The organism is Streptomyces sp. NPDC111744 (genome assembly GCF_055634995.1).
Genome location: NZ_JBVKCG010000007.1, coordinates 278,834 through 291,931 on the forward strand (window position 1 = coordinate 278,834; position 13,098 = coordinate 291,931).

Consider the following 13,098-nt stretch of genomic DNA (forward strand, 5'->3'; position numbering starts at 1 on the left):
TTCCCGGCTAGAGGTCCGGCCCCGTTGAACTGTTCAGCGGGCCGGCCCTGTCCAGTAGGCCCGTGCGCGCCGCCAAAGCCGCCGCCTCCAGCCTCGACCCCACCCCCAGCTTCATCAGCACCCTCTGCACATGGGTGCGGGCCGTGCTCGGGGCGATGCCCATGCCCGCGGCGATCAGCCTCGTGTCCTCGCCGTCGGCCACCCGGACCAGGACCTCCACCTCCCTCGGGGTGAGCATCTGGAGGAGGCGCTGGCCCTCGTCGTCTGGCTGGGCGGCGGGGTTGAGCAGTTCACCGAACGCGCCCTGGAGCAGCGCCGGGGCCACCGCCGCCTCACCGGCCCGCGCCTTCATGATCGCCCGCTCGACGCCCTCTATCCGCTCGTCGTGCCGTACGTACCCGGAGGCGCCCGCGGCGAAGGCCGCCGCGATGCCCCGCGGGGACGGCACCGGGCCCAGCACCACCACCGCGACCTGCGGCCGCTCCTTCTTGATCTTCACCACCGGGTCGAAGATCCCCGGCTCGGCCGGTGTCGCCGTACCCAGCAGGCACACCTCGGGCGCGCGTGCGATCACCAGCTCCGCCGCGCCCGCCGCGGGCGCCGCCGCCGCGAGCACCCGGTGGCCGCGCAGTTTCAGCGCCGAGGCCAGCGCCTCGGCGAGCAACCGGTGGTCGTCGACCACCATGAGCCGCACTCCCATAGAGCAACCCCCCAGTCCCCCCCCCAATGGATGCCCCACTATGGATGCCCACTGGTCCGCGTGGACAGAGGGCCCCCCGGCACCCCGTCCTTCATGCCCCCGGAAGCTACACGCTTGTTCGACGTTGCGCTGCCCCTACTGATGAGAAGTGCCCCGGATCGGAGGAATCTCTGGCTTTTCTCGTATTCGCGGGTGAAGAGAGGGTGTGATGCGGTACGCGCCCGGTCCCGCACCTGACCAGGGACGGGACCGGAATCACGGGCCGGGTGACACGGGCGCTTGCGCTTGACGAACCGTCAGCCACCCGCACCGAACGCGTTGACCAGGTACTCCTTGCCCGATGTCGACGAACCGGCGGCGTGAGCGTACACGGCGGACAGGTACAGGTGCCCCTGGGAGTAGAGGACCTCCGCGTACTGCGGCGACATGCTGGTCTCCACGGCCTTGACCGCCGCCGTCACCGGGTTCTCCAGCAGCCTGGTCTCCTTGAACGAACCGCCGTCGATACTGACGACCTGGCCGCCCTTGTCGTACGGCGGGCTCTTGTACGCGATCACATTCGGACCGTCCATGCGCAGCGGGGTGATCGTGTAGTTGTCGCCGGCGTCCGCGCGCTGGCCGGTCTGCTTGCCGGTGGCCAGGTCGAAGGCGACGATCTCGTTGGTCCTGGTGTGGTCCCCGCTGCCGTCGTGCTCCTCGGTCGGCAGGTACAGCCGGTCGTTGCCGACCACCACTCCCTTGCAGTTCTCCAGCTGGTAGATGCCGTCGCAGCGGGCCGCGTACGCGCTGCCCGGCGTGGAGATACGGGTGCGCAGCTGCCCGGTCCTGTTGTCGATGGAGAAGACGTCCGAGAAGCCGCTGCCGTCGCCCGCGCTGTCGTTGACGTCGGCGGCCACCACCAGCGGGTCGGTCGACACGACGCCGGCGTAGTCGATGCCGGAGGTCATCTCGTACTCGGAGATCACCTTGCCGGAGACCGGGTCGATGGTCTGGATGTGCAGCTGAGCGGTGTCGCCGCTGCCGCACCTGCGGACCGCCACCAGTTTGGCGCCGCCGCCGTAACCGGCGTCGTAGCAGGTGTCGGTCGGCTTGGGCTGCCAGCGGAGCTTGCCGGAGGCGAGGTCGAAGGCGGCGCCGCCGCTGGTGCCGCCGACCGCGACCGTCTGCTGGGCGACCGTCACATTGTTGAAGTTGACCGCTACGTCACCGGTCTTGACCGTCTGCGTCCACAGCTTCTTACCGGCGTTCAGGTCGATCGCGGCGACCTGGGTGCAGCCCGCCGTGGAGCCCTTGGGCGGCATCTTGGGCTGGAAGACGACGGCGGTCCTGCCGTCCGCGCTGACGTGCCCGGTGGCGTAGCAGACCGGGCCGGGCAGCGGGACCGTCCACAACCTGGCGCCCGAGTCGGGGTCGTAGCCGACGATCCGGGCGACGCCGGTCTTCGCGTACACCTTGTCGGTGAGCCAGGAACCGGCGGTGACCGTGGTGTCGTTCGCCGTGGGCAGCGGGACCTGGAAGAGGACCCTGGAGGTGGGGTCGGCGGGCACCTTCTCGCTGCCTCCGCCTCCCTTGCCACCCTGGCCGCCGGTGCCGCCGGCGCTGGAGCCGGCGGTGTCGTTCTTCTTGCCGTGGGCGCCGGAGGACTTGGCGTACCAGATGCCGCCGCCGACGATCAGCGCGATCACGACGACCGCGGCGACGATGATGAGCAGGGTGGCGTTGTTCCTGCCGGGGGTGGGAGTGGGGCCGCCGGGCCGACCGCCCGGGTAGCCGTAACCGGCCTGCTGAGCGTACGGGTTCGGGCCCGTTACCGGGGGCTGTGCGGGGTAGCCGTAGCCGGACTGGGGCGGCTGGTGGGGGTAGCCGTAGCCGGGCTGAGGGGCCGGGGGCTGCTGCTCATAGCCGTAGCCGGGCTGAGGGGCCGGGGGCTGCGGATAGCCGTAGCCCGGCTGGGGAGCCGGCTGTCCGGGCGGCTGCGGGGGGCCGGCGGGGGCGCCGAAACCGGGCTGCCGCGGGGGCTGGTTGGGCGGTGGCGGAGGCGGCTGGGTCATGACGGGGTACCTCTGGGGACGGCGCGTGAGATGGCTGGGGAGAGCAGGTGAGACGGCCGGCGGCCGGTGCGGACTGCTGGAGGGGGCGGGCGGGCGCGTCCGCTCAGTTACCGAAGGCCATCATCAGCTTCTCCTTCGCGTCGTCGCTGCCGGACAGCCGCGTGGTGGAGAGGTAGAAGCGCCCGTCGACCCAGTCGGCCGCGCCGTCGTAGAAGCCGTCCTCGATGTCGGCGGTGTGCTGCGGGTTCTGCAGCAGCCTCGTGGTGGTGTGGGCGGAGCCGGTGGTCGGGATCGACACGACCTGGCCGCCCGCGTCGTACGACGGCCTTACGTAGGCGACCAGTTTGCCGCCCTCGGCCTTGACCGGGTACATCGACTCGTCCGTCGGGGACTTGGTACGCCACTTCGCCTTGCCGTCGGCGAGGCTGATCGCGACGATCTCGTTGGCGCCGCCGTTCACGTCCGTCGGCAGATAGAGGGTGTTCGCGTCGGCGGCGACGCCCTGGCAGCCCTGGAGGTCACGGGCGAGGATCGCCCAGCCGCACTCGGGGGCGAACTTCTCGTCGACCTTCACCTCGGAACGGAACGTGCCCTTGTCGTCCAGGGTCGAGATGTTCCAGGCCTTCTTGTCCTCGTTGGTCAGATAGACCACGAGCGGGTCGACGGAGTAGGTCCGCTGGACCGACCAGCCCTTCTTGACCGGCTGGGTCCACCTGACCTTGCCGGTGGCCGGGTCGAGCTCCGAGATCTCGTCGTGCTCGTCGCCGCCGCCGGCCCCGCAGGAGGCCACCTCGACCAGCCGGTTGGTGCCGCCCGCGAACGCCGTCGGGAAGCAGGACGCGCCGTACTTCTTCTTGTCGTACAGCTTGTCGCCGCCGCCGAGGTCGTACGCCGTGCCCGACTGGGAGCGGCTCACCATCAGCGTCTTTCCGCTGATCGTCAGCCCGATGCTGATCGCGCTGTCGAACAGGCCGCCGTCGGCGACGGTCGCGGTCCAGCCCTTGCGGCCGGTGTCGAGGTCGATCTCCTGCAGCTGGTTGCACTTGGCCCGGTCGCTGGTGCCGTTCATGTAGGCCACGACGACCTTGCCGGCGGCCGACTGGTGCGGGGTGACCGCGCAGATCTTCTGCGGGAACGTGATCGGATCCCAGGCCGGGGCGCCGTCGCCCACGCCGTAGGCGAAGACCTGCTTGTACGCCGCCTTCACCGCGGTCTTCCCGGTGATCCACATGCCGGGGGCGTCGGCGCCGGACGCGGGGGCGTCGGGTGCCGACTTGTACCAGAGCACCTTGGCCTCGCCGGACTTGCGGCCCTCGTTGAGGTTCTCCGGGTCCGCTCCGCCGTCGCCGCCGCCGTCGCCCGGGTTGGCCGGGGCGTCGGTGCCGGAGGCCCTGGGGTCGGCGGACTGCCGGGCGACCGGCTTCTTGCCGTCGTCCCCGCCGCTGGTGACGGCGTACACGGTGCCGCCGACGACCAGCAGTCCCGCCACGGCCGCCGCGACGATCAGCGCGGGCCTCCCCCTGAACGGCCCGCCGCCCCCGCCACCGGGCGGCGGAGTGACGCCGGGTGCGCCCGGGTACTGCGGCGGATAGCCGTAACCCGGCTGGGGCGGTTGCCCGTACGGGCCGGGGTGCTGTGCCTGGCCATAAGGGCCGGGCTGCTGTGCCTGGCCGTATGGACCGGGCTGCTGTGCCTGGCCGTATGGACCGGGCTGCGCATACGGTCCCGGCTGCTGCGGATATCCGTATCCCGGCTGGGGTGGCTGGGCAGGAAGCGGGGGCGCGCCCTGGGGCGCACCGAAGCCTCCCTGCGCGGGCGGCTGCTGCGGGGCGCCGAAGCCACCGCCCGACGGCGGCGGTTGGTCCTGCGGTGCTCCGAATCCACCCTGCTGCGGCGGCTGGTTGGGTGGCTGAGTCATCAGCGATCTTCCCCCGTTACTGACTTTTAGCCACACCCCGAGGCTCCCGAGGGGCCTCAGGGCGTTCTCAGACTGCTCTCAGACGGACCTTTGTATCACTCGGCACCGACAGGCCACGGGCCCACATCTGCCGCTGTTCCCAAGGGAGAACCGCCCCGTGATGCCACCGTTACGCGCTTTCACGGGCCCTCCACGGGCGTACGCAAGCGCTCTCAGTGCTCGCGTTCCTCCGCCACCGCCGCCTCGTACGGGCGCAAGGTCTCGACGAACAGGTCCCGTTGCGCCGGAGTGAGCGGGGTGAGCACTCGGCGCCAGGCGGCGGCGCCTGGGGCGAGCCAGCCGACGATCGCCTCGTGGTCAACTCATGTACGCAGGGCGCCTCGTGGGCTGCCGCGTCCGCGGAGATCGTCAGCGGCCTCGTACCGGAACCCGCAACGCTTGATCGCCTACACCACGACGCGGCAAGCGACCTCGCTACGCGTCCTCCGCCAGCTCCAGCCAGCGCATCTCCAGTTCCTCGCGCTCCCCGGCCAAGTCGCGCAGCTGGGTGTCGAGTTCGGCCACCTTGGCGAAGTCCGTGGCGTTCGCGGCGATCTGGTCGTGCAGCTTGGTCTCCTTCTCGGAGACGCGGTCCAGCTGACGTTCGATCTTCTGGAGCTCCTTCTTGGCGGCGCGCTGGTCGGCGGCGCTCCGCTCGGCCGTGGGCGCCTTGGGGGCCACGGCCGTGGCGGCGGCCGCCTCCTCCATGCGCTGGCGTCGCTCCAGGTACTCGTCGATACCGCGCGGCAGCATCCGCAGGGTGGCGTCGCCGAGGAGGGCGAAGACCCGGTCCGTGGTGCGCTCCACGAAGAACCGGTCGTGGGAGATGACGATCATCGAGCCGGGCCAGCCGTCGAGGACGTCCTCCAGCTGGGTGAGGGTCTCGATGTCCAGGTCGTTGGTGGGCTCGTCGAGGAAGAGGACGTTGGGCTCGTCCATGAGCAGGCGCAGCAGCTGGAGGCGGCGGCGCTCACCGCCGGAGAGGTCGCCGACCGGCGTCCACTGCTTCTCCTTGTTGAAGCCGAACGTCTCGCACAGCTGCCCGGCGGTCATCTCGCGCCCCTTGCCGAGGTCGACGCGCTCGCGGACCTGCTGGACGGCCTCCAGGACCCGCAGGTTCGGGTCGAGCTCGGCGACCTCCTGGGAGAGGTAGGCGAGCTTGACGGTCCTGCCGACGGCGACCCGCCCGGCCGCCGGCTGCGTCTCGCCCTCGGTGCGCGCGGCCTCGGCCATGGCGCGCAGCAGCGAGGTCTTGCCGGCGCCGTTGACACCGACCAGGCCGATGCGGTCGCCGGGCCCGAGCTGCCAGGTGACGTGCTTGAGCAGCACCTTGGGGCCGGCCTGGACGGTGACGTCCTCCAGGTCGAACACGGTCTTCCCGAGCCGGGAGGAGGCGAACTTCATCAGCTCGCTGGTGTCGCGCGGCGGCGGCACGTCGGCGATCAGCTCGTTGGCGGCCTCGACCCGGAAGCGCGGCTTGGAGGTACGGGCGGGGGCGCCCCGGCGCAGCCAGGCGAGCTCCTTGCGGACCAGGTTCTGCCGCTTGGTCTCCTCGGTGGCCGCGATCCGCTCGCGCTCCGCGCGGGCGAAGACGTAGTCGGAGTAGCCGCCCTCGTACTCGTAGACGGCCCCGCGCTGCACGTCCCACATGCGGGTGCAGACCTGGTCGAGGAACCAGCGGTCGTGGGTGACGCAGACCAGCGCCGAGCGGCGCTCCCGCAGGTGCCGGGCGAGCCAGGCGATGCCCTCGACGTCGAGGTGGTTGGTGGGCTCGTCGAGGACGAGCAGGTCCTGCTCCTCGATGAGCAGCTTGGCGAGCGCGATACGGCGCCGCTCACCGCCGGACAGCGGCCCGATCACGGTGTCCAGGCCCTTGGGGAACCCGGGCAGGTCCAGGCCGCCGAAGAGGCCGGTGAGGACGTCCCTGACCTTGGCGTTGCCGGCCCACTCGTGGTCGGCCATGTCCCCGATGACCTCGTGCCGGACGGTGGCGGCCGGGTCGAGGGAGTCGTGCTGGGTGAGGACGCCGAGGCGCAGTCCGCCGGAGTGCGTGACACGCCCGGTGTCGGCCTCCTCCAGCTTGGCGAGCATCCGGATGAGGGTGGTCTTGCCGTCGCCGTTGCGGCCCACCACGCCGATGCGGTCGCCCTCCGACACGCCGAGCGAGACGCCGTCCAGCAGGGCACGGGTGCCGTAGACCTTGCTGACGTTCTCGACATTGACCAGGTTGACGGCCATTTCACTCCTGCGCAGGGGGACGGTCAGCCTCCCAGCGTAATGCGCGCCGGGAGGCCGCCTTGCCGGGAGCTACTTTCCGCCCGCCTGAGCGCGTACCTCGTCGAGGAGGTCGTACATCGTCTGGCCCGGGCAGTCGGTCTGCAGCCAGTCGCGGTGGCCGGAGACGGTGGTGACGTCCTTGGTGACGCCGTTGACCGGGTTGACGAAGGTGACCCTGGCCTGCGGGTCGAGGCCCTTGAAGCGGGCGATCACCTTGATCAGCCGGGTCAGGGAGGCCTTGGCGGCGGCGGTGGGGCCCTGGTCGACGAGGGTGCCGATGAGGGCGATACCGAGGTTGCCGGAGTTGAAGCCGGCGGTGTGGAAGGCGGTGACCATGTCGCCGGCGGTGTTGAAGGCGGGGATGCCGTCGTCGCCGGAGTAGCGGCCCTCGTAGACGTTGCCGGCCTCGTCGATCAGGAAGTGGTAGCCGATGTCGCCCCAGTCCAGGGTGACCGCGTGGTACTCGTAGATCGCGCGGACGGTGGCCGCGGGGTCGGGGTCGTTGTTGGGCGTGTCCGTGTGGTGGACCGTGATCGTCTGGAGCGGGTAGTACGTCTCCGGCGAGTTGACCTTGCCGTCCTTGTAGCGCTTGGACTCGTCGGCGCCCCAGGCCGGGCGGGAGAGGTAGCGCACGCCCCGCACGCGTGTCGGCTCCTTCGGCACGTGGAAGGTGCGGTCGGGGCCGCCGGTGGTGTCGATCGCGAGGGAGCCGAGGCCCGTCGTGCCGTCCGGCGCGGCCAGCTCGTACGCCTTGACGCTGCCGGCCGCGACCAGGGCCGTACGGCCGCCGTCCTCCAGGGTCGCGCAGCCCGGGGTGACGTCCTTGCTGTCGCTGCCCGCGAAACGGATCGTGACGCCGTCCCGGTCGCCGTCCCAGCGGACACCGACGTAGGAGGCGGGGAAGCCCGTGGTGGCCGTGCCGGTGCCGGTCGCGGCGGCCGTGCGGGTGGCCGGGAAGGTCTCCGGCTCGGTGCCGGCGGCATCGGAGGCCGGGGCCGTACCGGAGTCGGTGGCCGCGAAGACCGCCGGGGTCAGCGCCGCACCGGCGGCCACGGCTCCGGCGGCCCCGATCACGCCGCGCCGGGACAGCGGCAGCTTCCTACGGTGGGAGGGGGTGGGGGATTCGGACACGGACGTGCCTTCCGCAGACGTTCGGATGTTCTGTTGAAACGTCAACCGAACTTATCCGTCCCGCCCGCCCCACGCGTACTGGGAGGGTGGCGATTCAGGCCAATTCCCGGTGGAGATACGGCGGTTCTTGTGAAGGGAGGGCGAAGAGTGCCCGCGTCTCCCACGGAGCGCGCATGCGGGGGCAGTACGCCCTGCCCGGGAAGACGCGCGCCGTGCCCGCCTGTTCCCCGCGTGGCCGCGCGCCGGATCCCCGCCCGTACGGCGTCGGGCGCCGGCCCCGCCCAGCCGCTGACGCCGGATCAGCGCGGCCGTAGGCGCCGGGCGCTCCTGGGGGACCGCTCCTCGACCGGCATGCCGTCGCGCGCTCTCGGGGATGACGACCGTGGCCGTGACGCCGCCGTTCGGCGAGGGGCGCAACTCGGCCCGGAGGCACTGCCGTTCGCGTGCCGACGAGGCGGACGGAGCCGGTGGCCTTCTCACCGGCGAGCGCCGCGTGACAGCGAAGGCACGCCTGACGACGGCCGTTCACTTGGGGGTGGCCGTCTGGCCCTCGTCCTTCTCACGGTCCCGCGTCACGCGCCGCCGTGAGCGCTGGTGTCACGTTCCGGCGGGGGCGCCGATGCCGTCCGCCGTGGTGATCACCCGCGCGCCCGGCGCGGGTGCCGTCGCCGTGCGCACCGTGCGGCAGGTGCCGGAGGCGAGGAGCGCCCCGGAGACCTTCTCCGCCGCGGCGGCGTCGCGGACCAGGAACGCCGTCGTGGGCCCGGAACCGGAGACCAGCGCGGTGAGGGCGCCGGCCGCGCGTCCCGCGTCGAGCGTGTCCGCGAGTTCCGGGAAGAGGGAGAGCGCGGCGGGCTGGAGGTCGTTGGAGACGGCGGCGGCGAGCGCGTCCGGGTCGCCCTTGGCGAGCGCGTCGAGGAGGTCGCGGGAGGCGACGGGCTCGGGGATGTCGAGACCTTCGGCGAGCCGGTCGAACTCGCGGAAGACGGCCGGGGTGGACAGCCCGCGCGCGGCCATCGCGAACACCCAGTGGAAGGTGCCGCCGACGTCCAGGGCGGTGAGCCGTTCACCGCGCCCGGTGCCGAGGGCGGCGCCGCCGGCCAGGCTGAAGGGCACGTCGCTGCCCAGTTCGGCGCAGATCGCGAGGAGTTCGGCGCGCGGGGCGCCCGCCCGCCAGAGCTCGTTGCACGCGAGCAGCGCGGCCGCCCCGTCCGCGCTCCCCCCGGCCATGCCGCCGGCGACCGGGATGTCCTTGGTGATGTGGATGTGCACGGCCGGGTCGATGCCCCGTCGTTCGGCGAGGGCGAGCGCGGCGCGCGCGGCGAGGTTGGTGCGGTCCAGCGGCACCTGGTCGGCGTCCGTGCCCTCGCAGGTGACGCTCAGCTCGTCGGCGGGCGTGACCGTGACCTCGTCGTACAGACCGACGGCGAGGAAGACGTTGGCGAGGTCGTGGAAGCCGTCGGGGCGGGCGGCGCCCACCGCGAGCTGGACGTTGACCTTGGCGGGAACGCGTACGGTGACGCTCACTTACCGGACTCCTTGTGCTCGGCGATGCTCGCGAACTCCTCCACCGTCAGCGACTCCCCGCGCGCCTGCGGCGAGACCCCGGCGGCGACGAGGGCCGTCTCGGCGGCCGCCGCGGACCCGGCCCACCCGGCGAGCGCCGCCCGCAGGGTCTTGCGCCGCTGTGCGAACGCCGCGTCGACGACGGCGAAGACCTCGCGCTTCGACGCCGTCGTCTTCAGCGGCTCGGTGCGCCGGACGAGGGAGACCAGCCCGCTGTCGACGTTCGGGGCGGGCCAGAAGACGTTGCGCCCGATGGATCCGGCGCGCTTCACCTCGGCGTACCAGTTGGCCTTGACGGACGGCACGCCGTAGACCTTCGAACCGGGCGGGGCGGCGAGCCGGTCGGCGACCTCGGCCTGCACCATCACCAGCGTCCGCTCGATGCTCGGGAAGGTGTCGAGCATGTGGAGGAGGACCGGGACGGCGACGTTGTAGGGGAGGTTCGCGACGAGCGCGCTGGGCGGGGGCCCGGGCAGTTCGGTGACGTGCATCGCGTCGGAGTGGACCAGCGCGAACCGGTCCGCGCGCGCCGGCATGCGCGCCCTGATCGTCGCGGGCAGCGCGCCCGCCAGGACGTCGTCGATCTCCACGGCGGTCACCCGGTCGGCGACCTCGAGGAGCGCCAGGGTGAGGGACCCGAGCCCCGGGCCGACCTCGACGACGACGTCGTCCGGGCGGACCCCGGCGGTGCGGACGATACGGCGGACCGTGTTGGCGTCGATCACGAAGTTCTGGCCGCGCTGCTTGGTGGGGCGTACACCGAGCGCTGTGGCGAGTTCACGGATGTCGGCCGGGCCGAGGAGGGAGTCGGGGACGGGGCTGCTCACGGGACTAGGGTACGGGCCGCCGGGATCGCTCCCGCCGGTCACCCGTGCAGCCGTGCCCCGCAGTGCGGCCACGGGGTCGAGCCGCGTTTCGTGTAGAGCTTCTTCGCACGGAACGTCTGCTCCGCGGCCGACGCGTCCTGAGGGCGCCCGCTGCCGCCGAGGCTTTGCCAGGTGTGGGTGTCGAACTGGTACAGCCCGCCGTACGTCCCGGAGGGGTCCACCGCGGCCGGGCGGCCGCCGGACTCGCAGACGGCGAGACCGTGCCAGTCGAGGCCGTCGGCGCCCTTCACGGAGTCCGGGTGCGGCTTGGTGCCCACCTTCACGAGCTGCGCGCGCGGCTCGCGCACCACCTCGGAGCCCTCGCGGCGCGGCTTCTGCCGGACCCCGTTGACGGTCCGCAGGTGGTACGTGATCCGGCGCAGCCCGGGCCGCCCGGCCCGCTCGACCACCTCGGTGCCCTCGAACACCGTCGGGTCCGGCGTCCGCCGCACCTCGAACGGGATGGTCTCCTCGCGCACCTCCTTGCCGTCCGTGACGCGCAGCACGGTCACCGTCTGCCCGTCGCGCGGGAAGCCGGCCTGGGGCACGGAGGTGGTGTCCTGGCCGTGCAGGGTGACCCCGGCCTCCTCGACGGCCTCGCGGACGGTCGCGGCGTTGGTGCGGATGGTGCGGGTCCGGCCGTCCGCCAAGATCGTGACCGTGCGCTCGGTGCGCACGTCGAGTGCGAGTCCGGCGCGTCCGATGCTCTGGGAGCGCGAGGCCGACAGGTACGCGCCCTCGGCTCGCACCCCCAGCTGGTTGAGCGCCCCGTCGACGGTGCGCGCCGTCGTCCACACCTCGCGCGGCTGGCCGTCCAGCGTGAGCCGTACGGGGCGGCCGTAGTGCACCGCGACCTCGTCGCCGCTGGCCAGCGCCGCGCCGGCGGCGGGCGCCACCACGTCGTGCGCGCCCACCCGCACGCCTTCGTCGGCCAGCAGCTCGGTCACGTCGTCCGCGAACGTGTGCAGGACGCGCGGCCTGCCGTCGACGGTCAGCTCGATCGCCTTGTCCTTGGCGAGGAACGCGGTGGTGCCGCCGGCGAGGAACGCGACGACCAGCGCCTGCGGAAGCAGACGGCGCACGGTGGAGTCGGGGCGCTGGCTGTACCGCGCCTTCCGCCGGCGCGTGGCACGCCGCCCCACCACGGCGCGCACGCCCGGGTCGGGCGCCTCGCTCTCCGGTACGCGCTCGCTCTGCCGCGGAAGCACCGGCTCACTCGGTGCACTCGCATACGCCTGCGCCTGCCCCGTCGGGGAGACCGGCGTCCCCGCCTCCGCCGAGACCTCGTACGCCGGCCGGTACGTGTCACCCCCGTAAGCCATGCCGTATCCCTGCGTCCGGGCGTCGTGCACGCCGGGCACCGCGTGCGCGTCGTGCACGCGGTGCTCGCCGTGCGCGCCGCCCCCGCCGTGCGCACCTGGCGCGCCGTAGGGGTCGTACGCCTCAAACGTCCTGTACTGCGATGTGCTCACGCCGACACGCTCCAGAGAGCCAGAGGGGTCCGGATCGGGCTCCCAGAACCTAGCGGAGCGCCGGTCACTCTCCAAAGCGGCACGACTACGCACGGTTGCGGCCGGGCCCAAGGTGTGCCGGAGCGAGCGTTATGCGTCAGTTATGATCGATGCACTCTCAGTAGCCGAAGGCGCGGGCCGTGTTCGCGCCCAGGGCCGTCGCCAGCGCATCCTCCTCGACGCCCCGCACGACGGCCATCGCACGCACCGTGACCGGAATGAGATACGGGGCGTTGGGCCGTCCGCGGTACGGCGCCGGGGTCAGGAAGGGCGCGTCGGTCTCGACGAGGACCAGTTCCAGCGGGGCGACGGCGAGCGCGTCCCTCAGGTTCCGGGCGTTCTTGAAGGTGACGTTGCCGGCGAAGGACATGAAGTAGCCCTCGCGGGCGCACTCCTCGGCCATCTCGGCGTCCCCGGAGTAGCAGTGGAACACCGTCCGCTCGGGGGCGCCCTCCTCCTTGAGGACGCGCAGCACGTCCGCGTGAGCGTCGCGGTCGTGGATGACGAGGGTCTTGCCGTGCCGCTTGGCGATCTCGATGTGGGCGCGGAAGGAACGCTCCTGGGCGGCCTTGCCCTCGGGACCGGTGCGGAAGTAGTCGAGGCCGGTCTCGCCGACGCCCTTGACCTGCGGCAGCGCGGCCAGCCGGTCGATCTCGGCCAGGGCCTCGTCGAGCGCCGCGTCACCGCCCGGTGTCCGGGCCCCCTGCCGCGACCACCCGTCGGGGTCACCGTGGACGATGCGCGGGGCCTCGTTGGGGTGAAGGGCGACGGTCGCGTGGACGCTGTCGTACTCCGCCGCGGTCTCGGCGGCCCAGCGCGATCCCTTGAGGTCGCAACCGACCTGGACGACGGTCGTCACGCCCACCGAGGCGGCCTTCGCGAGGCCCTCCTCGACCGTGCCGGACTGCATGTCGAGGTGGGTGTGGGAGTCGGCGACCGGCACCCGGAGGGGTTCCGGGAGCGGCGGCGCCGCGTTCTTGTCGGCCGCGGCGGAGGCGTTCGCGGAGGCGTTCGAAGGCATGCCCCGATCCTACGAAAG

At 72.3% G+C, this 13,098-nt stretch carries 9 protein-coding genes; all 9 read right to left on the reverse strand.

Annotation, left to right across the window (positions count from 1 at the left end; all coding sequences use genetic code 11):
• Positions 1–7 precede the first annotated feature (7 nt).
• On the reverse strand, positions 8–700 hold the full coding sequence (locus ACZ7OO_RS18880; protein ID WP_352220302.1) for a helix-turn-helix transcriptional regulator: 693 nt from the start codon (positions 698–700) through the stop codon (positions 8–10).
• 296 nt (positions 701–996) lie between these two features.
• Entirely contained in the window at positions 997–2,751 is a 1,755-nt protein-coding gene (locus ACZ7OO_RS18885) for an outer membrane protein assembly factor BamB family protein (protein ID WP_471505882.1), read from the reverse strand.
• Between the two features lie 103 nt (positions 2,752–2,854).
• Complete coding sequence (locus tag ACZ7OO_RS18890) at positions 2,855–4,669, reverse strand: outer membrane protein assembly factor BamB family protein (RefSeq protein WP_471505883.1); 1,815 nt, start codon at positions 4,667–4,669, stop codon at positions 2,855–2,857.
• 474 nt (positions 4,670–5,143) lie between these two features.
• Positions 5,144–6,946: an ABC-F family ATP-binding cassette domain-containing protein gene (locus tag ACZ7OO_RS18895; RefSeq protein ID WP_471505884.1), complete on the reverse strand. Its 1,803-nt coding sequence runs from the start codon at positions 6,944–6,946 to the stop codon at positions 5,144–5,146.
• 69 nt (positions 6,947–7,015) lie between these two features.
• The gene (locus tag ACZ7OO_RS18900) at positions 7,016–8,116 is read right to left on the reverse strand and encodes a peptidoglycan recognition protein family protein (protein ID WP_471505885.1); all 1,101 of its coding nucleotides are present in this window, start codon (positions 8,114–8,116) and stop codon (positions 7,016–7,018) included.
• A gap of 597 nt (positions 8,117–8,713) precedes the next feature.
• Positions 8,714–9,643: a 4-(cytidine 5'-diphospho)-2-C-methyl-D-erythritol kinase gene (locus ACZ7OO_RS18905; protein WP_471505886.1), complete on the reverse strand. Its 930-nt coding sequence runs from the start codon at positions 9,641–9,643 to the stop codon at positions 8,714–8,716.
• Positions 9,640–10,509: a 16S rRNA (adenine(1518)-N(6)/adenine(1519)-N(6))-dimethyltransferase RsmA gene (gene rsmA / locus ACZ7OO_RS18910; protein ID WP_471505887.1), complete on the reverse strand. Its 870-nt coding sequence runs from the start codon at positions 10,507–10,509 to the stop codon at positions 9,640–9,642. Before rsmA ends, ACZ7OO_RS18905 begins: the two co-directional genes overlap by 4 nt.
• Positions 10,510–10,547: 38 nt before the next feature.
• Complete coding sequence (locus tag ACZ7OO_RS18915) at positions 10,548–12,020, reverse strand: ubiquitin-like domain-containing protein (protein WP_471505888.1); 1,473 nt, start codon at positions 12,018–12,020, stop codon at positions 10,548–10,550.
• Positions 12,021–12,177: 157 nt separating this feature from the next.
• Positions 12,178–13,080 (reverse strand): TatD family hydrolase, encoded by a 903-nt coding sequence (locus tag ACZ7OO_RS18920; protein ID WP_471505889.1) that lies wholly within the window; start codon positions 13,078–13,080, stop codon positions 12,178–12,180.
• Positions 13,081–13,098: the final 18 nt, after the last annotated feature.

Excerpts from the sequence above, each read along its gene's own strand:
- ACZ7OO_RS18880 (WP_352220302.1), bottom strand. The coding sequence starts at position 700 with ATGGGAGTGCGGCTCATGGTGGTCGACGACCACCGGTTGCTCGCCGAG.
- ACZ7OO_RS18885 (WP_471505882.1), bottom strand. The coding sequence starts at position 2,751 with ATGACCCAGCCGCCTCCGCCACCGCCCAACCAGCCCCCGCGGCAGCCC.
- ACZ7OO_RS18890 (WP_471505883.1), bottom strand. The coding sequence starts at position 4,669 with ATGACTCAGCCACCCAACCAGCCGCCGCAGCAGGGTGGATTCGGAGCA.
- ACZ7OO_RS18895 (WP_471505884.1), bottom strand. The coding sequence starts at position 6,946 with ATGGCCGTCAACCTGGTCAATGTCGAGAACGTCAGCAAGGTCTACGGC.
- ACZ7OO_RS18920 (WP_471505889.1), bottom strand. The coding sequence starts at position 13,080 with ATGCCTTCGAACGCCTCCGCGAACGCCTCCGCCGCGGCCGACAAGAAC.